Annotated in this window: 19 protein-coding genes; 3 read left to right on the top strand and 16 right to left on the bottom strand. The window is 66.0% G+C overall.

Features of this window, described 5'->3' with window-relative positions; genetic code table 11:
* Window positions 1–114: 114 nt before the first annotated feature.
* The 6 genes from Q1A87_RS20550 to Q1A87_RS20525 form a co-directional block, all read right to left on the bottom strand.
* Complete coding sequence (locus Q1A87_RS20550; RefSeq protein WP_299655845.1) at window positions 115–792, bottom strand: sulfotransferase family 2 domain-containing protein; 678 nt, start codon at window positions 790–792, stop codon at window positions 115–117.
* Window positions 793–850: 58 nt separating this feature from the next.
* Entirely contained in the window at window positions 851–2,977 is a 2,127-nt protein-coding gene (gene fusA, locus Q1A87_RS20545; protein ID WP_299655842.1) for an elongation factor G, read from the bottom strand.
* Window positions 2,978–3,059: 82 nt separating this feature from the next.
* Window positions 3,060–3,530, bottom strand: a complete 471-nt coding sequence (gene rpsG / locus Q1A87_RS20540; RefSeq protein WP_299655839.1) for a 30S ribosomal protein S7 — start codon at window positions 3,528–3,530, stop codon at window positions 3,060–3,062.
* Between the two features lie 87 nt (window positions 3,531–3,617).
* On the bottom strand, window positions 3,618–3,989 hold the full coding sequence (rpsL, locus tag Q1A87_RS20535; RefSeq protein WP_055085582.1) for a 30S ribosomal protein S12: 372 nt from the start codon (window positions 3,987–3,989) through the stop codon (window positions 3,618–3,620).
* A 325-nt stretch (window positions 3,990–4,314) separates the two neighbouring features.
* Complete coding sequence (locus Q1A87_RS20530) at window positions 4,315–5,220, bottom strand: DMT family transporter (protein WP_363323034.1); 906 nt, start codon at window positions 5,218–5,220, stop codon at window positions 4,315–4,317.
* 22 nt (window positions 5,221–5,242) lie between these two features.
* A complete protein-coding gene (locus Q1A87_RS20525; RefSeq protein WP_299655828.1) occupies window positions 5,243–6,064 on the bottom strand; it encodes a glycosyltransferase in 822 nt (273 codons plus the stop codon).
* A gap of 116 nt (window positions 6,065–6,180) precedes the next feature.
* Here Q1A87_RS20525 and Q1A87_RS20520 point away from each other — a divergent pair, with 116 nt between their 5' ends.
* Entirely contained in the window at window positions 6,181–6,360 is a 180-nt protein-coding gene (locus Q1A87_RS20520) for a hypothetical protein (RefSeq protein ID WP_299655826.1), read from the top strand.
* Between the two features lie 102 nt (window positions 6,361–6,462).
* Here Q1A87_RS20520 and rpoC read toward each other — a convergent pair whose 3' ends face one another.
* The 4 genes from rpoC to rplJ all read right to left on the bottom strand — a co-directional run bounded on the left by rpoC (window position 6,463) and on the right by rplJ (window position 16,260).
* A complete protein-coding gene (gene rpoC / locus Q1A87_RS20515; RefSeq protein WP_299655823.1) occupies window positions 6,463–10,695 on the bottom strand; it encodes a DNA-directed RNA polymerase subunit beta' in 4,233 nt (1,410 codons plus the stop codon).
* 216 nt (window positions 10,696–10,911) lie between these two features.
* Complete coding sequence (gene rpoB, locus Q1A87_RS20510; RefSeq protein ID WP_299655820.1) at window positions 10,912–15,051, bottom strand: DNA-directed RNA polymerase subunit beta; 4,140 nt, start codon at window positions 15,049–15,051, stop codon at window positions 10,912–10,914.
* Window positions 15,052–15,285: 234 nt separating this feature from the next.
* Window positions 15,286–15,669, bottom strand: a complete 384-nt coding sequence (gene rplL, locus Q1A87_RS20505) for a 50S ribosomal protein L7/L12 (RefSeq protein ID WP_299655817.1) — start codon at window positions 15,667–15,669, stop codon at window positions 15,286–15,288.
* A gap of 78 nt (window positions 15,670–15,747) precedes the next feature.
* A complete protein-coding gene (rplJ, locus tag Q1A87_RS20500) occupies window positions 15,748–16,260 on the bottom strand; it encodes a 50S ribosomal protein L10 (RefSeq protein ID WP_299655814.1) in 513 nt (170 codons plus the stop codon).
* A gap of 350 nt (window positions 16,261–16,610) precedes the next feature.
* Between rplJ and Q1A87_RS20495 the strand changes: the two genes are divergently transcribed.
* Both Q1A87_RS20495 and Q1A87_RS20490 read left to right on the top strand, forming a co-directional pair.
* Window positions 16,611–16,802, top strand: coding sequence for a hypothetical protein (locus tag Q1A87_RS20495; RefSeq protein ID WP_299655811.1), 192 nt, complete (start codon window positions 16,611–16,613; stop codon window positions 16,800–16,802).
* A 14-nt stretch (window positions 16,803–16,816) separates the two neighbouring features.
* Window positions 16,817–17,425: a YkgJ family cysteine cluster protein gene (locus tag Q1A87_RS20490; protein ID WP_299655808.1), complete on the top strand. Its 609-nt coding sequence runs from the start codon at window positions 16,817–16,819 to the stop codon at window positions 17,423–17,425.
* A 57-nt stretch (window positions 17,426–17,482) separates the two neighbouring features.
* Here the strand turns inward: Q1A87_RS20490 and rplA are convergent, their stop codons facing one another.
* The 6 genes from rplA to cydB form a co-directional block, all read right to left on the bottom strand.
* The gene (gene rplA / locus Q1A87_RS20485) at window positions 17,483–18,184 is read right to left on the bottom strand and encodes a 50S ribosomal protein L1 (RefSeq protein ID WP_299655805.1); all 702 of its coding nucleotides are present in this window, start codon (window positions 18,182–18,184) and stop codon (window positions 17,483–17,485) included.
* Window positions 18,184–18,633, bottom strand: coding sequence for a 50S ribosomal protein L11 (gene rplK / locus Q1A87_RS20480; RefSeq protein WP_299655802.1), 450 nt, complete (start codon window positions 18,631–18,633; stop codon window positions 18,184–18,186). The genes rplA and rplK overlap by 1 nt, the downstream gene beginning before the upstream one ends.
* A gap of 117 nt (window positions 18,634–18,750) precedes the next feature.
* A complete protein-coding gene (gene nusG, locus Q1A87_RS20475; RefSeq protein ID WP_299655799.1) occupies window positions 18,751–19,284 on the bottom strand; it encodes a transcription termination/antitermination protein NusG in 534 nt (177 codons plus the stop codon).
* A 186-nt stretch (window positions 19,285–19,470) separates the two neighbouring features.
* Window positions 19,471–19,665: a preprotein translocase subunit SecE gene (secE, locus tag Q1A87_RS20470; RefSeq protein ID WP_299655796.1), complete on the bottom strand. Its 195-nt coding sequence runs from the start codon at window positions 19,663–19,665 to the stop codon at window positions 19,471–19,473.
* A 195-nt stretch (window positions 19,666–19,860) separates the two neighbouring features.
* Window positions 19,861–19,965, bottom strand: a complete 105-nt coding sequence (locus tag Q1A87_RS20465) for a DUF2474 family protein (protein ID WP_299655793.1) — start codon at window positions 19,963–19,965, stop codon at window positions 19,861–19,863.
* Window positions 19,965–20,966: a cytochrome d ubiquinol oxidase subunit II gene (cydB, locus tag Q1A87_RS20460; protein WP_299655848.1), complete on the bottom strand. Its 1,002-nt coding sequence runs from the start codon at window positions 20,964–20,966 to the stop codon at window positions 19,965–19,967. The genes Q1A87_RS20465 and cydB overlap by 1 nt, the downstream gene beginning before the upstream one ends.
* Window positions 20,967–20,981: the final 15 nt, after the last annotated feature.

Raw genomic sequence — 20,981 nt, 5'->3', positions numbered from 1 at the left:
TGCCGTGATCCACGTGACCGATCGTCCCGATGTTCACGTGCGGTTTCGTGCGTTCGAACTTTGCCTTCGCCATGATGTTCTCCTTGTCGCCGCCCCTGCCGGACGGACGCTGATTCAGGTTGCGCTTGCAGCTTCGCCCGCCACGGGCGCCGGATCGAACCAGCGATCGTAGAGTTCATGATCCTCCCGGAACATGTCATCGATCTTCGCTACGAGGTCCGGTGTCAGTTCGGACGGGTCGATCTTCTTCGTCGTGCGGTTGCGGTGAACGAGCTCGGCATCTGACCCTGTACGGTCCCGGATGTCGGCGGCAAGCTGGTCGATTTCAGACATACGGTAGATGCGATCGAACCAACCCGGATCGACGCCGAGGAAATGGGAAAGCGGCATGGAGTGGTTGCGAATGACCGGCGAGGCGTCCTGGTACTCGCTCAGCTGCTCGACGAACTCCGCGAAAGATGGGTTCGGCGGAAGTCCCTTCTTCTTCAGACGGCGCTTCGCATCCTTTTGCCGACGCATGGCCCCGCCGAGCACCTTGCTTTCGTAGCAGGACTTGACCCGGCTCACCGGCGCCCGGACCAGCACGAACTTGTAATGATCGGCGATGCGATCATGCGCCAGGTCTTCGAAGGGCACGGATCGGGACAGGACATGCACCGTATAGTCTTTCGCGGCCACGGTGAAATTGCGGAACTGAAAGCCGTTCTGCACCGTGAACATGAAATGCTTCAACGTCGTGCAGGCACATTTGGGGACGCTCACATACGTGATCTTCTGGTCGAACAGATGCATCGATTCTCCCGGAGCGCGGTCGGTTCGCCGGCCCGGAAGCCGGCGAACCGTGTGACGCTTACGCGTACTTTTTCTGGATCTCTTCCGAGATGTTCTGCGGCACCGGATCGTAATGGTCGAACTGCATCGTGAACTGCGCGCGGCCCGAAGACATCGAGCGCAGCGTGTTGATGTAGCCGAACATGTTCGCCAGCGGCACGAAGCAGTCGATCGCGATCGCGTTGCCGCGCGTGTCCTGCCCGTTCACCTGCCCGCGACGGGAGGTCAGGTCGCCGATGATGCTGCCGGTATATTCCTCCGGCGTGATCACCTCGACCTTCATGACCGGCTCGAGCAGCTTGGCGCCCGCCTTGCGCATGCCTTCCCGCATACACATGCGACCGGCGATCTCGAAGGCCAGTACCGAGGAGTCGACGTCGTGGAACTTGCCGTCCAGTAGCTGGACCTTGAAGTCGATCACCGGGAAGCCCGCGAGCGGGCCGGAATCCATGACCGAAGCGATGCCCTTCTCGACACCCGGAACGTATTCCTTCGGCACCGCGCCGCCGACGATCTTGGACTCGAAGGAATAACCTTCGCCTGGTTGCGTCGGCGAGATGAGGAGCTTGACCTCGGCGAACTGGCCCGAACCACCCGACTGCTTCTTGTGGGTGTAGGTGTGCTCGACCTCGTGACCGATCGTTTCGCGATAGGCCACCTGCGGGGCGCCGATATTGGCCTCGACCTTGAACTCTCGCTTCAGGCGGTCGACCAGGATGTCGAGATGGAGTTCGCCCATCCCCTTCATGATCGTCTGACCCGATTCCATATCGGTTTCGACGCGGAAGGACGGATCTTCGGCGGCCAGGCGGGCCAAGCCCTGAGACATTTTCTCCTGGTCGGCCTTGGTCTTCGGTTCGACCGCGATCTCGATGACCGGATCGGGGAACGTCATCGTCTCGAGAACGACCGGATCGCTCGCGTCCGACAAAGTGTCACCCGTGGTCGTATCCTTGAGTCCGGCCAGCGCGATGATGTCACCCGCGAACGCTTCCGTGATTTCCTCACGATTGTTCGAATGCATCATCATCATCCGACCGACCCGCTCCTTCTTGCCCTTCGTGGTGTTCAGGAGCGTGTCGCCCTTGTTGAGGACGCCCGAATAGATGCGGGTGAAGGTCAGCGAGCCGACGAACGGGTCGTTCATGATCTTGAACGCGAGGCCCGCGAAGGGCATCGAATCGTCCGCGCGGCGCGGGATGTTGCGCGTCTCTTCCTCGTCGCCCGGGCGGAAGCCCATGTAGTCGACGACATCCATCGGAGACGGAAGATAGTCGATGACCGCGTTGAGCAAAGGCTGCACGCCCTTGTTCTTGAACGCCGAGCCACCCAGCACGGGGACAAAGGACAGCGACAGACAGCCCTTGCGCAGCATGGCGCGCAGTGCGTCGATCTCAGGCTCGGCCGCGTCCATCAAATACGCTTCCATGGCGTCGTCGTCCATTTCGACGGCGGCCTCGATCATCTTGCCACGCCATTCTTCGGCCATCGCCTTGAGGTCATCACGGACGGGCTGCTTGATCCAGGACGCGCCAAGATCCTCACCCTTCCAGACCCACTCTTCCATGGTGACGAGGTCGATCAGGCCTTCCAGCTCGTTCTCGGCGCCGATGGGCAGGGCGACGGGCACGGCACGGGCGCCGGTGCGATCCTCGATCATGCGAACGCAGTTGAAAAAATCGGCGCCGATCTTGTCCATCTTGTTGACGAAGACGATCCGCGGGACCTTGTAGCGGTCGGCCTGGCGCCAGACGGTCTCGGTCTGCGGCTCCACGCCGGCATTGGCGTCCAGAACGCAGACGGCACCGTCGAGCACGGCCAGCGAACGCTCGACTTCGATCGTGAAGTCCACGTGGCCGGGCGTGTCGATGATGTTCATCCGGTACTTGGTGTCGGACGTGCCTTCGGTGGTCGGCTCTTCCTGACGCTGCCAGAAGGTGGTCGTCGCGGCCGAGGTGATGGTGATCCCCCGCTCCTGCTCCTGCTCCATCCAGTCCATCGTGGCGGCGCCGTCATGGACCTCGCCGATGTTGTGGGACTTGCCGGTGTAGAAAAGGATGCGCTCGGAGCACGTCGTCTTGCCGGCGTCGATATGCGCCATGATGCCGAAGTTGCGGTAGCGCTTGAGGGGATAGTCGCGGGCCATGGGGCTTACCTCGAATGGGAGGAGGAGACGGTAGCGGGGGCCCGGACGGCCCGCCGCATGTCGCTATAGATAGGTGCGGAACTTACCAGCGGTAGTGGCTGAACGCCTTGTTGGCATCGGCCATCTTGTGGGTGTCTTCCCGCTTCTTGACGGCGGAGCCACGCGACTGGACGGCGTCGATCAGCTCACCGGCAAGACGCGCCTCCATCGTATTCTCGTTGCGCGCGCGGGCGGCGTTGATGAGCCAGCGGATCGCCAGCGCCTCGCGACGCTCGGGGCGGACCTCGACGGGGACCTGGTAGGTCGCGCCGCCGACCCGGCGGGAGCGGACCTCGACCGACGGCTTCACGTTGTCGAGCGCCTCGGTGAAGACCTCGATGGGCGAGCGCTTGAGCTTGCCCTCGACGCGATCCATCGCGCTGTAGACGATCTTCTCGGCGACCGACTTCTTGCCGTCGATCATAAGGTTGTTCATGAACTTGGTCAGGACCTTGTCCCCGAACTTGGCGTCGGGGAGGACTTCGCGCTTCTCGGCGGCGTGACGGCGGGACATCTGCTATACTCTCTTCGTTTCTGTCATCCTCGGGCCGGACCCGAGATCTCGTGGATGGAGATCCCCGCGATGGCGGGGATGACGAAGTTATTTCGGACGCTTCGCGCCATACTTGGAACGACGCTGGCGACGGTCCTTGACGCCCTGCGTGTCGAGCACGCCGCGCAGGATGTGGTAGCGCACGCCCGGAAGGTCCTTGACGCGGCCGCCGCGGATCAGGACCACCGAGTGCTCCTGCAGGTTGTGGCTTTCGCCGGGGATGTAGGAGATCACCTCGAAGCCGTTGGTCAGGCGCACCTTGGCGACCTTCCGCATGGCCGAGTTCGGCTTCTTCGGCGTGGTGGTGTAGACGCGCGTGCAGACGCCGCGTTTCTGCGGGCAGCCTTCCAGGTGCTGGGACTTGGACCGCTTGACCTTGGGCTGCCGCGGCTTGCGGATCAGCTGCTGGATGGTGGGCATCAGGGGTTCCCCGTAATCAGTTCAAACACTTGTCCGGTTCGGACGCCCCAAAGACCTGCGACCGCAGCCGCCCGGAATTCCGACCTGGACGATGCGGTTTGGTGACAGAGGATGCGGGAAGCAGTATCCCGGATCTTGCGCGACGGTTCTGGCTTGTCCGGATCGGACGCGCGTGCGCCCGGACCGAATTGAGGCCGCACATAGGCGAATCGCCGGGGGGTGTCAACGCGGCCACCGGGACCAGGGCGCCGTGTGTTACGGCCGTGTTATGGCTGTTTTACGGCTGTGTCACATCGGTGGGACGCCCCGAAGGACCGAATGGCGGTCACGTCCGACCGTCGGGCGGCCCGGTGGGGCGCGGCGCCGGGGCCGGCCGTCCCTCGCGCCAGAGCGTGTAGAGCCCCGTGCCGGCGATCAGGGCCGCGCCGATCAGGGTGAGCGGCTTCGGCCATTCGTCGAACACCGCCCAGCCGAGCATCAGGCCCCAGATCAGCGCGGTGTAGCGGAACGGCGTGACCGCCGCGACCTCGCCCACGCGCATCGCCATGATCGAGAACAGGTAGCCGAAGAAGATGAACCCCGCCGCGGCGAGGACGAGCATCCCGTGGTTGCCGTCGATCGGTTCCCATGTCTCGAAGAGCGTGAGGACGAGCCCGAGGAGCATCACGCCCGCGGCGGTGAAGATCGCGACCTTCAGCGAGGGGACGTCCTTCGACAGGCGCCGGGTGATGAGGTCGCGCGCGGTGATCGTCAACATCGCCGTCAGCGCGACCAGCGACCAGCCGTCGAAATCCGCCCCGCCCGGCCGCACGATCAGGAGGACGCCGGCGAAGCCGATCGCGATGGCCGTCCATCGCCGCCAGCCGACGCGTTCGCCGAGGAACAGCGCGCCCGCCGCGGTGATCGTCAGCGGAAGCACCTGCAGGATCGCCGTGACGTTGGCGAGCGGCATGTGGGTAAGCGCCAGGACGAAGGGGTAGAACGAGACGACCTCGGCAACGGACCGTCCGATCACGAGCGGCATGTCGGCGCGCGGGATCGGGCGGCGAAGCGCGCCGGTGAGCCACGCCAGGAGCGCGATCAGCAGAGTCACCGCCACGCCGCGCAGAAGGACGATCTGGAAGGTCGGCAGGCCCTGGGCCAGGAACTTGATCGTGGCGTCGTTGAAGCTGAACGCCGCCATCGAACCCATCATCAGGACCGAGCCGCGCAGGTTGTCCGTCATCGTCATCTGGGCCGCTCCGGGCCGCTCATTACGCCGGCGCCATCAGCCCGGCCGCCGTTTCCGGGTCGATCCCGAAACGGTCGGTCAGGACGGCGAGCCCGCGTGACGTCTCGAGTGCCTCCGCATGCGGCGGGACGGTCCGGCCGCTGTCGTTCGTGTCGTGCAGCGTGCGCACGAACATCGGGGCGTCGCCCGGCTCGAGGAAGGTCGGCACGAAACTCCCCAGACGGCGATGGTTGTAGCGGTAGATGCAGGTCCGGAGCGACGCCGCCGTGATCATGGCGCAGGCGGCACTCGGCGCGCAGGCTTCGCGGAAGGCGTGAAACGACCGCTCCGCCGCGCGCAGGTCCCAGTAGAGCCCGCGCGTGAAGGCATGGGCGATCGGGCCGTCCGCGAAGCCCCCGGCGAGAAGGGCGTCGCTCCGCGCCCGGACACGGGCGACGTAATCCTTCGCGACGGCATCGTCGTCGTCGAGCCGGAACCCGGTCACGTGCGTGCTGTCCCCGTGGACCGCCTTGCGGAACGCCCGGCGCGCGGAGGTGAGCGGGTCATTGGCCTTCAGGACGCAGAGATCGAGGAACGGATGCCGGGCGCAGAGCGCCTCCAGCCGGTCCCGCGCCGCCGCCGGCAAGCTCCGGCCCGTCAGGATCACGCAGGTGAAGTCCCCGTCCGTCTGGGCTGCCAGGGACGGCAGGGCGATGCCTTCGAACATCGCGAATCGGCGCTCCAGCCGAGCGGACTCGTAGAGCATCGCCTCCAGCGCACCCGCGCCGAGACGGCTCGCCGCGAAGCCGCTGGTCGCCGGGTAGGAGAAACGGATCACGCCGACGATCTGGTTGCGAAAATCCATGCGCGGTTGCTTGCATGGGCGTTCCGCGGAGACAATGGGCGAAAAGGCGGCATCTCTCGTCTGGCGAGGCGGCCGCGTTAAACGTTTAGCAAGATTTAGATTCGAGTATCGACAGAATGTTGCTGGCTCATCTGATACTCGCGGTGCTCACGGGCATCCTGTTCGCCGCCATCGCCCTCATCGGCGGCTGGTCCCTTCTCTGGGGCCTTGCGATGTATAGCCTCGGCGGCTCGTTCGGTCTCATCCTTTCGGTCTCGGCCGTCCTTCTTCGCGACGCCATGCGACCCCGCTCCTGAGAGTTTCGATCCCGCCCCGCCCCCTCCCCGGCGCCGGATACGAAGAAGGCCCCCGGCACGCATCGCGCCGGGGGCCTTTTCCTTTTCCGCGTCAGCCGGAGATCATTCCCCCGGCTGCTCCTCCGGCGTGCGGAACGCGTCCTCGGCCGACGGCTCCTTCGTCGGTGCGGCGAGCGCGGCGGCCTTCTCGGCCTCGATCCGCGCTTCCTCGATCACGACGCTGTCGCGCTGCGTGGCGATGGCGCGCATCTTCTGGGTCGCGCCACCGGTGCCCGCCGGGATCAGCCGGCCGACGATGACGTTCTCCTTCAAGCCCACGAGCTTGTCGCGCTTGCCCTGCACCGAAGCCTCGGTCAGCACGCGCGTCGTCTCCTGGAAGGAGGCGGCCGAGATGAAGCTGCGGGTCTGCAGCGACGCCTTGGTGATCCCGAGGAGGATCGGCTCGGCCTGGGCGATGCGATCGCCCCGCTTCTCGGCCTTCGCGTTCGCCTCGTCGAGCTCCGCCTTGTCGATATGCTCCCCCTTCAGAAGCGTGGTGTCGCCCGAGTCGAGCACCTCGAACTTCTGGAGCATCTGCCGGACGATGACCTCGATGTGCTTGTCGTTGATCTTCACGCCCTGCAGTCGGTACACGTCCTGCACCTCGTCGATCAGGTAATCGGCGAGCGCCTCGACCCCCAGGATGCGAAGGATGTCATGCGGCGCGGGGTTGCCGTCCATGATGTAGTCGCCCTTCTGGACGAAGTCGCCCTCCGCGACGGGGATGTGCTTGCCCTTCGGGATCATGTAGTCTAGCGGCTCCATGCTCTCGTCGGTCGGCACGACCGTGATCCGGCGCTTGTTCTTGTAGTCCTTGCCGAATTTCACGTAGCCGTCGGCTTCCGCGATGATCGCGTGGTCCTTGGGCCGGCGCGCCTCGAACAGCTCCGCCACGCGCGGCAGGCCGCCCGTGATGTCCTTGGTCTTGGCGCCCTCGCGCGGGATCCGCGCGACGACGTCGCCCGCCTTCAGCATCTGCCCGTCCTCGATCGACAGGATGGCGTCGACCGACATCGGGTAGGTGACCGGGTTGCCCGCCTCGTTGCGCACGGGCTCCCCGTCCTCGCCGACGACGATGACCTCGGGCTTGAGGTCGCCGCCCTTCGGCGCTGACCGCCAGTCGGTCACGATCTTCTGGGTCATGCCCGTCGCGTCGTCGGTCTCGTCGCGGATCGAGATGCCCGCGTAGAGATCGACGAAGCGCGCCTTGCCGTCCCCTTCCGCGATGATCGGCAGGGTGTAGGGGTCCCACTCGAAGAGCTTGTCGCCGCGGGCCACCTTGGCGCCATCCTCGACATGGAGGGTCGTGCCGTAGCCGAGCTTGTGGCTGGCCCGCTCCTCCCCGTTCTCGTCGATGATGACGAGGGTCATGTTGCGCCCCATCACGATCGTCTGACCGGAATCGTTGGTCAGCGTGTTCGGGTTGCGCAGCGAGACCGTTCCAGGGGCCGAAGCCTCCATGAACGATTGCTGGCCACCCTGGGCGACGCCGCCGATGTGGAAGGTCCGCATCGTCAGCTGCGTGCCCGGCTCGCCGATGGACTGCGCGGCGATGATGCCGACGGCCTCGCCGAGGTTCACCTTGGTGCCGCGGGCGAGGTCGCGCCCGTAGCAGGTCGCGCAGACGCCCTCCTCCGCCTCGCAGGTCAGCGGCGAGCGGATGCGCATGGAGACGACGTTGGCCGTGTCGATCGCGTCGGCGCGGCGCTCGTCGATGAGCTCGCCGGCCTTGACGATCACCTCGTCGGAGCCCGGCTTGACCACATCGTCCGCCGCGACCCGGCCCAGCACGCGCTCGGCCAGGGTGGCGACGACCTCGCCGTCATTGACGGCCGCCGCGGCGGTGATCGCCTTCTCGGTCCCGCAATCGTCGCTGCGGACGATGCAATCCTGCGCCACGTCGACGAGACGCCGCGTCAGGTAGCCCGAGTTCGCGGTCTTGAGCGCCGTGTCCGACAGACCCTTCCGCGCGCCGTGGGTGGAGTTGAAGTACTCCAGCACGGTCAGGCCTTCCTTGAAGTTCGAGATGATCGGCGTCTCGATGATGTCGCCGTTCGGCTTCGCCATCAGGCCGCGCATCCCGCCCAGCTGCTTCATCTGGGTGACCGAGCCACGCGCGCCGGAATGGGCCATCATGTAGACCGAGTTCGGCTCGTTCTCCGCGCCGTTCTCGTCGTTGCCCGCGACCGAAATGGTGGACATCATGGCCTCGGTCACCCGGTCGTTGCACTTCGACCAGGCGTCCACGACCTTGTTGTACTTCTCGCCCTGGGTGATCAGGCCGTCCATGTATTGCTGCTCGAAATCCTTGACCTGATTCCGGGTGGCCTCGACGGTCTCCCACTTGGCTTCGGGGATGACCATGTCGTCCTTGCCGAACGAGATGCCCGCCTTGAAGGCCTCGCGGAAGCCGAGCGTCATGATCTGGTCGCAGAAGATGACCGATTCCTTCTGGCCGCAATAGCGGTAGACGGTGTCGATGACCTGCTGCACCTCCTTCTTGCGAAGCAGGCGGTTGACCAGCTCGAACGGGGCCTTCGCGTTGAGCGGCAGCATCGAGCCCAGACGGACGCGGCCCGGCGTCGTCTCGTAGAGACGGCCGACCTCCTCGCCCATCTCGTCGATCTGGGTGACGCGCGCCTTGATCTTGGCGTGCAGATGCACCTCCCCGGCCTCGAGCGCGTGGGTCACCTCGTCGACCGAGGAGAAGACCATCCCCTCGCCCTTCATGCCCGAGCGTTCCATCGAGACGTAGTAGAGACCCAGGACCATGTCCTGCGACGGCACGATGATCGGCGCGCCGTTCGCGGGCGACAGCACGTTGTTCGTGGACATCATCAGGACGCGCGCCTCGAGCTGCGCCTCGAGCGAGAGCGGCACGTGAACGGCCATCTGGTCGCCGTCGAAGTCGGCGTTGAAGGCCGAGCAGACGAGCGGGTGCAGCTGGATCGCCTTGCCTTCGATGAGCACGGGCTCGAAGGCCTGGATGCCCAGACGGTGCAGCGTCGGCGCGCGGTTCAGCAGGACCGGGTGCTCACGGATCACCTCGTCGAGGATGTCCCAGACTTCCGGACGCTCCTTCTCCACGAGCTTCTTGGCCTGCTTGACGGTGGAGCTGAGCCCCTTCGCCTCCAGCCGCGAATAGATGAACGGCTTGAACAGCTCGAGCGCCATCTTCTTGGGCAGGCCGCATTGATGCAGCTTGAGCTCGGGGCCGGTCACGATGACCGAGCGGCCCGAGAAATCCACGCGCTTGCCGAGCAGGTTCTGCCGGAACCGGCCCTGCTTGCCCTTGAGCATGTCGGAGAGCGATTTCAGCGGACGCTTGTTGGCGCCGGTGATGACGCGGCCGCGACGGCCGTTGTCGAACAGCGCGTCGACGGATTCCTGCAGCATCCGCTTCTCGTTGCGCACGATGATGTCGGGCGCGCGCAACTCGATGAGCCGTTTGAGGCGGTTGTTGCGGTTGATGACCCGGCGATAGAGGTCGTTCAGGTCGGACGTCGCGAACCGGCCGCCGTCGAGCGGGACGAGCGGACGCAGCTCCGGCGGGATGACCGGCACGACGGTGAGGATCATCCATTCCGGGCGGTTGCCGGATTCGATGAAGCTCTCGACGATCTTCAGGCGCTTGATGATCTTCTTCGGCTTGAGCTCGCCCGTGGCCTCCTTGAGATCCTCGCGCAGCGTCGCGGCCTCCTGCTCGAGGTCGATGGCGGCCAGCATCTCGCGGATCGCCTCGGCCCCAATATTGGCCTGGAACGCATCGGCGCCATAGGCGTCCTGCGCGTCCATGAACTCCTCCTCGGTCATCAGCTGACCGTAGGTGAGGTCCGTCAGGCCCGGCTCGATGACGACGTAATTCTCGAAGTAGAGGATCCGCTCGAGGTCGCGGAGCGTCATGTCCAGCATCAGGCCGATGCGGGAGGGCAGCGACTTCAGGAACCAGATATGCGCGACCGGCGAGGCCAGCTCGATATGGCCCATGCGCTCGCGCCGAACCTTCTGCAGCGTCACTTCCACGCCGCACTTCTCGCAGACGACGCCGCGGTACTTCATGCGCTTGTACTTGCCGCACAGGCATTCGTAATCCTTGATCGGACCGAAGATGCGCGCGCAGAACAGGCCGTCACGCTCGGGCTTGAACGTGCGGTAGTTGATCGTTTCGGGCTTCTTGATCTCCCCGTAGGACCACGAGAGGATCCGCTCGGGGGAGGCCAGCGAGACCTTGATCTCGTCGAACACCTTCTGCGGTGCGACGGGATTGAACGGGTTGTTGGTCAGTTCCTGGTTCATTCTATTTTCCCCATACGGGTAGGATTTCAAAGAAGGCTGCGTCGGCGGCGAGAGCTAGGATGGCGAAGCCCCACATAAGAGCGCGTGGTCGGTGGTAGTCATCGAACCAGCGCTCTCCGTTTGACGGAAGCCGTAAGGCTAAGACTACGAAACCCGAGCCGATGAACCCCGCGAAGACTGCGAAGATCACCGGCCAGGCTTCGAGGCTCGATAGCGTCAACCCGTCTCTTCCTCCGAGTCCAGAAGCTCCATGTTCAAGCCGAGGCCGCGGACTTCCTTGACGAGCACGTTGAAGCTCTCGGGAACGCCCGCCTCGAAGTTGTCCTCGCCCTTGACGATCGACTCGTAGACCTTGGTCCGGCCGGCCACGTCGTCGGACTTCACCGTCAGCATCTCCTGCAGGGTGTAGGCCGCGCCGTAGGCTTCGAGCGCCCAGACCTCCATCTCGCCGAAGCGCTGGCCGCCGAACTGCGCCTTGCCGCCCAGGGGCTGCTGCGTGACGAGGCTGTAGGGCCCGGTCGAGCGCGCGTGGATCTTGTCGTCCACGAGGTGGTGCAGCTTCAGCAGGTACTTCACGCCGACGGTCACCTGACGCGAGAACTTCTCGCCGGTGCGTCCGTCGAACAGGTCGGACTGGCCCGACGTGTCGAAGCCGGCGCGGGTCAGGGCGTCGTTGACGTCCCCTTCCTTGGCACCGTCGAAGACCGGCGTGGCGATCGGCACGCCGTGGATGACGTTGCCCGCCACCTCGACCAGCTGATCGTCCTCCATCGACGCCATCGCCTCCTCGTAGGCCTCTTCGCCGTAGGCGATCTTCATCGCGTCGCGCACCGGGGTCAGGTCGCCGGAGCGCCGGTAATCGTCCAGCGCCTCGTCGATCTTGAGCCCCAGACCGCGCGCGGCCCAGCCCATATGGGTTTCGAGGATCTGGCCCACGTTCATCCGCGAGGGCACGCCCAGCGGATTGAGCACGAAATCGACCGGCGTGCCGTCCGCGAGGAACGGCATGTCCTCCATCGGCACGACCTTGGAGATGACGCCCTTGTTGCCGTGACGGCCGGCCATCTTGTCGCCGGGCTGGAGCTTGCGCTTCACCGCGATGAAGACCTTGACCATCTTCATCACGCCCGGCGGCAGGTCGTCGCCGCGGCGCACCTTCTCCACCTTGTCCTCGAACCGTGCCTCGAGGGTGCGCTTCTGGATCTCGTACTGCTCGTTCAAAGCCTCGACCTGCTTGGCCGATTCCTCGTCCTCCAGCGCGATCTGCCACCATTGACCACGGCTCAGCGGCTCGAGCGCGGCATCGTCGACGACCGTGTTCGGCTTGAAGCCCTTCGGGCCCTTCACCGCATTCTTGCCCTCGATCATGCCCTTCAGGCGGGCATAGATGTTGCGGTCGAGAATCTCGCGCTCGTCGTCGCGGTCGCGTGCCAGGCGCTCGACCAGCTCGCGCTCGATCTGCAGCGCCCGCTCGTCCTTCTCCACGCCGTGGCGGTTGAAGACGCGGACCTCGACCACGGTGCCGTAATCGCCCGGCTTCACCCGCAGCGAAGTGTCGCGCACGTCGGAGGCCTTCTCCCCGAAGATGGCGCGGAGAAGCTTTTCCTCCGGCGTCATCGGGCTTTCGCCCTTGGGAGTGATCTTGCCCACGAGGATGTCGCCCGGCTCCACGTCGGCGCCGATATAGACGATGCCCGCCTCGTCGAGGTTGCGCAGCGCCTCCTCGCCGACGTTCGGGATGTCGCGGGTGATCTCCTCCGGCCCGAGCTTGGTGTCGCGGGCCGCGACCTCGAACTCCTCGATGTGGATCGAGGTGAACACGTCGTCGCGCGAGACGCGCTCCGAGATCAGGATCGAGTCCTCGTAGTTGTAGCCGTTCCACGGCATGAAGGCGACGATGACGTTCTTGCCGAGCGCCAGTTCCCCCATGTCGGTGGACGGGCCGTCCGCGATGACCTCGTTCTTGGTGACCGTGTCGCCCACCTTCACCAGCGGACGCTGGTTGATGCAGGTGTTCTGGTTCGACCGCTGGAACTTGCGCAGGCGGTAGATGTCCACGCCTGCGTCGCCGAGGGCGAGGTCCTCGGTGGCGCGCACGACGATCCGCTCGGCGTCGACCTGGTCGATCACGCCGCCGCGGCGCGCCATGATGGCGGCCCCGGAATCGCGGGCCACGACGCCCTCCATGCCGGTGCCCACGAAGGGCGCATCGGCGCGGAGGAGCGGTACGGCCTGCCGCTGCATGTTGGAGCCCATCAGCGCGCGGTTCGCGTCGTCGTTCTCGAGGAACGGGATCAGCGCCGCGGCGACCGAGACCAGCTGCTTCGGCGACACGTCGATCAGGTCGACGTTGTCGCGGCTCTGCAGCATGTAGTCGCCCGACTGACGGGTGGAGACCAGTTCGTTCTCGAAGCGGCCGTCATGCGTCAGCTGCGCGTTGGCCTGCGCCACCGTGTGCCGCATCTCCTCGGTCGCGGACATGTAGTGCACCTCGTCGGTGACCTGTCCGTCCTTCACGACCCGGTAGGGCGTCTCGATGAAGCCGTACTTGTTCACCCGTGCGAAGGTGGCGAGCGAGTTGATCAGGCCGATGTTCGGGCCTTCCGGCGTCTCGATCGGGCACATACGGCCATAGTGGGTCGGGTGCACGTCGCGGACCTCGAAGCCCGCGCGCTCCCGTGTCAGGCCGCCCGGCCCGAGCGCCGAGAGACGACGCTTGTGCGTCACCTCGGAGAGCGGGTTGGTCTGGTCCATGAACTGCGACAGCTGCGAGGAGCCGAAGAACTCGCGCACCGCGGCCGCGGCCGGCTTCGCGTTGATCAGGTCCTGCGGCATCACCGTGTCGATCTCGACCGAGGACATGCGTTCCTTGATCGCCCGCTCCATGCGCAGGAGGCCGACGCGGTACTGGTTCTCCATCAGCTCGCCGACCGACCGCACACGGCGGTTGCCGAGGTGGTCGATGTCGTCGATCTCGCCACGCCCGTCGCGCAGCTCCACCAATGCCTTGATGCAGGCGAGGATGTCCTCGTCGCGCAGCGTGCGGACCGTGTCCTCGGCGTCGAGGTCGAGGCGCATGTTCATCTTCACCCGGCCCACGGCCGAAAGGTCGTAACGCTCGCTGTCACGGAAGAGCTGGTCGAACAGGGCCTGTGCCGCGTCCACGGTGGGCGGCTCGCCCGGACGCATGACGCGGTAGATGTCCATCAGCGCGCCGTCGCGGCCGACGTTTTTGTCGGCGGCCATCGTGTTGCGGATGTAGGGGCCGACCGTGACGTTGTCGATGTCGAGCACCGGGATGTCGTCCACGCCCGCGTCCAGCAACTCCTTCAGCGTGCCGCCCGACACCTCGCCGTCCTTGCCGATCTCCCAGGTGAGCTCGTCACCCGCCTCGACGAAGATGGCGCCGTTCGACTCGTCGATGATGTCGCGCGACGCGAACTTGCCGACGATCGCGTCGAAGGGAACGAGGATCTCGTCGACCGCGCTTTCCTCGCGCAGCTTCTTGACCTGGCGCGGCGTGACCTTCTTGCCGGCTTCGAGCACGACCTCGCCCGTCGCCGCGTCGATCACGTCCATCGCCGGACGCTGACCGTTGTAGCGCTCGGGGAAGAACTTCGTGGCCCAGCCCTCGCCGCGGCGGTGCTTGTACTCCACCGTGTCGTAATAGGCGTTCATGATGCCTTCCTGATCCATGCCGAGGGCATAGAGCAGGGTCGTCACCGGCAGCTTCCGGCGGCGGTCGATACGGCAGAAGACGAGGTCCTTGGCGTCGAACTCGAAGTCGAGCCAGGAGCCGCGATAGGGGATGATCCGGCAGGCGAAGAGCAGCTTGCCCGAGGAATGCGTCTTGCCCTTGTCGTGGTCGAAGAACACGCCCGGGCTCCGGTGCATCTGGGAGACGATGACCCGCTCGGTGCCGTTCACGATGAACGTCCCGTTCTTCGTCATCAGGGGCATGTCGCCCATGAAGACGTCCTGTTCCTTGATGTCCTTGACGGATTTCGCGCCGGTATCCTCGTCGGCATCGAATACGATCAGGCGCAGCGTGACCTTCAGCGGCGCCGAATAGGTCATGTCGCGGGTCTGGCATTCCTCGACGTCGTATTTCGGCTCCTCGAGTTCGTACTTCACGAATTCGAGAACCGCCGTCTCGTTGAAGTCCTTGATCGGGAAGACCGACTGGAACGTCCCCATCAGGCCCTCGCCGTCGAGGGGGGCTTCCCCGTCCCCGGACTTCAGGAAGAGGTCGTAGGAGGACTTCTGAACCTCGATGAGGTTCGGCATCTGAAGAACTTCCTCCAGCTTGCCATAATACCGACGGATACGTTTGGAGGACGCCTGCGCCTGAGCCATGTGCTGCTCGCCTTTCAAGTTTCGCGCCGTGGGTCCCGTCGGGCACCGGGGACCACGGCCTGCGAAAAGGGTCGTACGAGGGGGGACCATCTAGCACGCCGTCCCACGGGCGCGCCTCCGTCCCCGACCTCCTGACCGGGAAAGCCCGATGATGCGGGCTTGCCGAGACAGGAGCGGGTGGCACCGGCGCTCCGGTGCCACCCAGCGTTCAGATCGACCGCCGAAGCGGGGCGATCACTTGAGTTCGACTTCGGCGCCGGCCGCCTCGAGCTTCGCCTTGATCTCTTCGGCCTCGTCCTTGGAGACCTGCTCCTTGACGGCCTTGCCGCCGGCCTCGACAAGGTCCTTGGCTTCCTTCAGGCCAAGCCCGGTGATGCCGCGGACTTCCTTGATCACGTTGATCTTGGAGGCACCGGCCGACTTCAGGATGACGTCGAACTCGGTCTGCTCCTCGGCCGCCGCGGCGCCGCCGCCGGCATCGGCCGGACCGGCCATCATCACCGCGCCGCCGGCGGCGGGCTCGATGCCGTACTCGTCCTTGAGGATGGTTTTCAGTTCCTGGGCCTCGAGAAGCGTCAGACCAACGATCTCTTCGGCGAGTTTCTTCAGATCAGCCATTTTACTGTTTCCGTTTCGTTAAGATGTGTTCCGGTGCCGGGCCATTCAAGACCGCGACGAAGGATGACGGTGTTTGCCTCAGGCAGCCTTCTCTTCGATGGTCGAGAGGATGCTCGCGATGTTGGAAGCAGGCGCGCCGATGGCCCCCGCGATGTTCGAGGCGGGCGCGCCGATGCAGCCCGCGATGGAAGCAATGAGCTCCTCGCGGCTGGGCATCTTCGCGACCACCGAAACACCGGCGGTGTCCAGCGCCGTCTCGCCCATCGCGCCGCCGAGGATCTCCAGCTTGGAGTTGTCCCTGGCATACGCGTCGATGACCTTCGCCGCGGCGACGGGGTCCTCGGAATAGGCGAGTACGGTCATGCCCGTGAGGTGCGTGGAAATGCTGCTGGCAGCCTTCCCCTCGAGGGCGATCTTGGCGAGCTTGTTCTTGGCCACGCGAACGGACCCGCCCGCTTCGCGCATACGCGCGCGCAGGTCCTGCATTTCGGCAACTGTCATGCCTTCGTAGCGGCTGACCACCACGACGCCAGAGCTTTCGAAGATCTGGCCGAGTTCCTCGACCACTTTCTCTTTCTGGGCTCTATCCACAGTTTCACTCCAAGTGTGGAGGGGGACCCCCTCCGGCTCTCGTCGACCGGGCGCATGCCCGGCGATCCAAGTCCTTACGGGTCCTTCGCAACCCCACCCGAACCCCGGAGGGCCCAACGGAAGCTGATCATTTCCCGTCTCGGGCAGGATTTAGCGGCGTGAAGCCAACCCGCCGTCTCGGACGACAGAACGGGGCCCGCGAATCGCAGCCCCCGTCTGCGGGATCGTCTAGCGGCCGTTGCGGACAATGTGAAGGGACCGGTCGCGAATTCGTGTGCCCGCGCCCCGGTCCGGTTGCGGATCGCCGGAAACCGCCCCAGCCTGCCGGGCGCCTGCAGAAGGAGATCGCGATGCCCCGCCCCACGGTTCCCTCCGCCCGCGCCGCCCGTCGTCGTGCGGCCCGCGAGGCCGGCGCCGCGCCGCTCGATGCGGCGGGCCTCCGGCGCCGGGTGGCGGCCGCGCGACTGACGGGGCCGGACGGACGGACCGGGCGCGCCGGCTCCTGCTCGCCTGGCTCGACGCAGGGTTCGCGCGCGGCCTGACGGCACCCGTCGCGGTGGACGCGCTGGCCTCCGGCGCGGCGGCGGAGCAGATCGGCCAGATCGTGCGGGCGCAGACGATGCAGACCCCGCCGCCCGAGGTGGCCCACGCCGCCTGCGCGCAGGGCTGCGCGTTCTGCTGCATCCTCGACGGCCCGGACGGCGGAACGATCACCGAGAACGAGGCCCGGCGGATGCATGCGGCGCTCGCACCGCTCGCGGGCCGTCCGGACGGCCGCGCCTGGCACCCGGCCGCCTGCCCCGCGCTCGATCCGGACAGCCGCACCTGCCGCGCCTACGAGGCACGGCCGTCGCTCTGCCAATCCTTCTTCTCGTCGGATGCCGAGGCGTGCCGCGCCAATGCCGACGGCGAAGCCGTCGCGGGGGCGGGCCTGCTCGGCTCCCATTTCGACCAGCTCGACGTGATGGCGCTCGCCCGGGCCGCGCTCGGCGGCCCCGCGCATGCGCGGAGCTACGCCCTGTCGGAGCTTGCGGCTGCGGCTATCGAGGGACGTGACCTCGACGCGTCGCTCGCCGCTGCCCGGCAATCGCCGGGAACGCTCGACGCGGCGCGGCGCGGGTTGGCCGCGGCCGCCGGCGCCGCGACCGCAGGCGGCGACGGCTGAAACGACGAGGGGCGGACCCGCAGGCCCGCCCCCATCAAGTTCGCGTCGTCGAGCGGCTCACTCGTTGCCAGTCGCGCTCTCGACGTTGATCTTGACGCCCGGGCCCATGCTGGAGCTGAGCGAGATGCTCTTGAGGTAGTTCCCCTTCGCACCCGACGGCTTCGCCTTCGAGACCGCGTCGACGAAGGCCAGCACGTTCTCGCGCAGCTTGGCCGCGTCGAAGCTGGCCTTGCCGACGCCGGCATGGACCACGCCCGCCTTCTCGGCCTTGAACTGGACCTGGCCGCCCTTGGCGTCCTTGACGGCCTGCGCCACGTCCATCGTCACCGTGCCGACCTTCGGGTTCGGCATCAGGTTGCGCGGGCCCAGAACCTTGCCCAGCCGGCCGACGATCGGCATCATGTCGGGCGTCGCGATGCAGCGGTCGAACTCGATCTTGCCCGACTGCACCGTCTCCATCAGGTCCTCGGCACCGACGATGTCGGCCCCGGCGGCGAGCGCCTCCTCGGCCTTCGGACCGCGGGCGAAGACGGCGACGCGGACATCCTTGCCGGTGCCGTTCGGCAGCGAGACGACACCGCGGACCATCTGGTCGGCGTGGCGCGGATCGACGCCGAGATTCATCGCGATCTCGACCGTCTGGTCGAACTTCGTCTTGGCGTTCGCCTTGATCAGGTCGACCGCCTCCTGCACGGAGATGTTCTCCTTGCCCGCGAACGCCTCGCGAGCGGCTTTTGCGCGTTTTCCAAGCTTGGCCATTACCGTACCTCGATACCCATGGACTTCGCCGAGCCCAGAACGATCTTCATCGCGGCCTCGATGTCGGTGGCCGACAGGTCCTTCATCTTCGTCTCCGCGATCTCGCGCACCTGCGCGACGCTCACGGTCCCGGCCGTCTCGCGGCCCGGCTGCACCGCGCCCTTCGGGCGGTTGCGCTTGCCCACGGGCTTCAGTCCGGCGGCCTTCTTGAGGAAATACGACGCCGGCGGCGTCTTGATGTCCATCGTGAAGGACTTGTCCTGGTAGTAGGTGATCACGGTCGGGCACGGCGCGCCCGGCTCCATGTCCTGCGTCTTGGCGTTGAAGGCCTTGCAAAACTCCATGATGTTGATCCCGCGCTGACCGAGCGCGGGGCCGACAGGCGGGCTGGGATTGGCCTGCCCGGCCTTGATCTGCAGCTTCATCTTGCCGACGAGTTTCTTCGCCATTGGCTCTCTCCTATTCGGCGGGGAACGACGTCCCCCCTACACATGCCCCGTTCGGGGCGCCTTGCCGTGGTTCGGTCCGGGCCGCCTATCGGCCGCGCCCTCGCCTCCCACGTCCGATCACGAAGCCTTGGAGACCTGCGTGAATTTCAGCTCGACCGGCGTGGCGCGGCCGAAGATGGACACCGAGACCTTGAGGCTCTGCGCCTCGTCGTCGACCTCCTCGACCTCGCCCGAGAATCCCTCGAACGGACCGTCGGTCACGTTGACGTCCTCGCCGACGTCGAAGGTGATGAGGCTGCGCGGCGCCTCCTCGCCTTCCTGGACGCGGTTGAGAATCTGGTTCACCTCGGCGTCGCGCATCGGCATCGGCCGGCCCTGCGGCCCGAGGAAGCCGGTGACCCGGTTGATCGAGTTCACGAGATGGTAGCCCTCGTCGGACATCTCCATCCGCACGAGCACGTAGCCGGGCATGAAGCGCCGCTCGGACGTGACCTTCTTGCCGCGGCGCACCTCGAGGACCTCCTCGGTCGGTACCAGCACTTCCTCGATCTGGTCCTCGAGGGATTGCTCGGCCACCGCCTGCCGGATCTGCTCGGCGACGCGCTTCTCGAAATTGGACAGCACGCTGACCGAATACCACCGCTTCGCCATCTCTCGCTCGCGCCTCTCCGCTGGGGCCGCCCGCTCGTCCGGGTCGGGACCGTCCAAAATATGAAACAGCGCCCATCTCGAATCGATGCGCGCCGTCAATCGTCGGGTTTGCGGCCGTCTAACGTCCGGATGCCGGGGATTCAAGGCCATTGGCCCCGCGCCCAGGACCGCAAGGAAATCGTCCTGTCAGAACGACTCGAGCAGGGTCGTCAGACCGGTCCGGATGACGAGGTCGACGAGGAAGAAGAACGTCGCCGCCAGCATCGCGAGCAGGAAGACCATGACCGTCGTCAGGATCACCTCGCGTCGCGTCGGCCAGGCGATCTTCGCAATCTCGGCACGGGTCTGCTGAATGAACTGCACGGGGTTGGTGGTAGCCATCGTCACCGCTTCCTTTTGCGAACCGAGGGCGAGATAAGCCGGGCGGCGGCGCGATGCAAGGTGCGGCCCGGTCCGGGCGGCGCCGCGCGTCGCGTTCTCCAGCTTCCGAATGGTGGACCTCGCGTCGGGTCTCGAGCCTCCGATACGGGACGGATCGGAACAGGATTGCGAAGCCGGCCTGCGAGAGGTCCGCCGTCAGACGATCGCCAGACGAATGACCCAGGCCACGAAGCCGAGGACGAGCACGGAGGCCGCCCAGATCCCGACGAACCATAGAAACCTGCGGAGTCGCGGCGACATCAGTGATACCCGGAATCCGGGTCCACCTTTCCGCGGAACACCCAATAGGCATAGGCCGTGTAGGTCAGGATCACGGGCAGCAGGATGGCCGCGCCGACCAGCATGAAGATCTGGCTCGCCCGCGGCGCGGCGGCTTCCCAGATCGTGACCTCGGTGGGCACGATATAGGGGAACATCGACACGCCGAGCCCGCCGAAGCACAGCACGAAGAGCAGCAGCGACAGCACGAAGGGCCGGTATTCGTGCTTGTGCACGGTCAGCGACTTGAACATGAGCGCGGCGATACCGAGGACCGCCAGCCCGACCAGCCCCGCCAGCGCGATGCGCCAATCCGCGAACCAGCGGTTGTAGTAGCCCTCCTGCAGGAACGGCGTCCACAGGCTCACGAGCCCGATGAAACCGATCGTCCCGACGCCGAGCGGCCAGGCCCGCTTGCGCATGCGCTCCTGCAGGTCGTCCGTCGTCTTCATCACCAGCCACGTCGCCCCGAGCAGCATGTAGCCCACCATCACCGCGACGCCGACGGTGAGCGAGAACGGCGTGAGCCAGTCCCACCAGCCGCCGTCGTAGATGCGTCCGGCCTTGTCGATCTCGATCCCCTGCAGCAATCCGCCCAGCGTGATGCCCTGCGCCAGCGCCGCCATTGCCGAGCCGCCGATGAAGGCGATGTCCCAGACCCCCCGCCAACGCTCGGTGCGCCACCGGAACTCGAACGCGACGCCGCGGAAGATCAGCGCGAGCAGCATCGCGATGATCGGCGCGTAGAGCGCCGGCAGGATCAGCGAATAGGCCAGCGGGAACGCCGCGAAGAGCCCACCGCCCCCCAGGATGAGCCAGGTTTCGTTACCGTCCCAGACCGGCGCCACCGTGTTCATCATCACGTCGCGGTCGTGGCGGTGCCGCTCCGTCGCGAAGAGCATGCCGAGCCCGAGGTCGAAGCCGTCGAGGACGACGTAGACGAGCACCGCGAAGGCGATGATCCCCGCCCAGATCACGGTCAGATCGAAGGAGAATCC

It is taken from the genome of uncultured Jannaschia sp., assembly GCF_947494055.1.
Taxonomy (GTDB): Bacteria; Pseudomonadota; Alphaproteobacteria; order Rhodobacterales; family Rhodobacteraceae; genus Jannaschia.
The sequence above is the reverse complement of the archived record's forward strand: the minus strand, read 5'-3'. Positions and strand labels throughout refer to the sequence as shown.

Excerpts from the sequence above, each read along its gene's own strand:
- Q1A87_RS20525 (WP_299655828.1), bottom strand. The coding sequence starts at position 6,064 with ATGGATTTTCGCAACCAGATCGTCGGCGTGATCCGTTTCTCCTACCCG.
- rpoC (WP_299655823.1), bottom strand. The coding sequence starts at position 10,695 with ATGAACCAGGAACTGACCAACAACCCGTTCAATCCCGTCGCACCGCAG.
- rpoB (WP_299655820.1), bottom strand. The coding sequence starts at position 15,051 with ATGGCTCAGGCGCAGGCGTCCTCCAAACGTATCCGTCGGTATTATGGC.
- Q1A87_RS20550 (WP_299655845.1), bottom strand. The coding sequence starts at position 792 with ATGCATCTGTTCGACCAGAAGATCACGTATGTGAGCGTCCCCAAATGT.
- rpsL (WP_055085582.1), bottom strand. The coding sequence starts at position 3,989 with ATGCCCACCATCCAGCAGCTGATCCGCAAGCCGCGGCAGCCCAAGGTC.
- rplL (WP_299655817.1), bottom strand. The coding sequence starts at position 15,669 with ATGGCTGATCTGAAGAAACTCGCCGAAGAGATCGTTGGTCTGACGCTT.
- rplK (WP_299655802.1), bottom strand. The coding sequence starts at position 18,633 with ATGGCGAAGAAACTCGTCGGCAAGATGAAGCTGCAGATCAAGGCCGGG.
- rplA (WP_299655805.1), bottom strand. The coding sequence starts at position 18,184 with ATGGCCAAGCTTGGAAAACGCGCAAAAGCCGCTCGCGAGGCGTTCGCG.
- nusG (WP_299655799.1), bottom strand. The coding sequence starts at position 19,284 with ATGGCGAAGCGGTGGTATTCGGTCAGCGTGCTGTCCAATTTCGAGAAG.
- Q1A87_RS20465 (WP_299655793.1), bottom strand. The coding sequence starts at position 19,965 with ATGTCGCCGCGACTCCGCAGGTTTCTATGGTTCGTCGGGATCTGGGCG.
- Q1A87_RS20530 (WP_363323034.1), bottom strand. The coding sequence starts at position 5,220 with ATGACGATGACGGACAACCTGCGCGGCTCGGTCCTGATGATGGGTTCG.
- Q1A87_RS20520 (WP_299655826.1), top strand. The coding sequence starts at position 6,181 with ATGTTGCTGGCTCATCTGATACTCGCGGTGCTCACGGGCATCCTGTTC.
- Q1A87_RS20495 (WP_299655811.1), top strand. The coding sequence starts at position 16,611 with ATGCCCCGCCCCACGGTTCCCTCCGCCCGCGCCGCCCGTCGTCGTGCG.
- fusA (WP_299655842.1), bottom strand. The coding sequence starts at position 2,977 with ATGGCCCGCGACTATCCCCTCAAGCGCTACCGCAACTTCGGCATCATG.
- rpsG (WP_299655839.1), bottom strand. The coding sequence starts at position 3,530 with ATGTCCCGCCGTCACGCCGCCGAGAAGCGCGAAGTCCTCCCCGACGCC.
- secE (WP_299655796.1), bottom strand. The coding sequence starts at position 19,665 with ATGGCTACCACCAACCCCGTGCAGTTCATTCAGCAGACCCGTGCCGAG.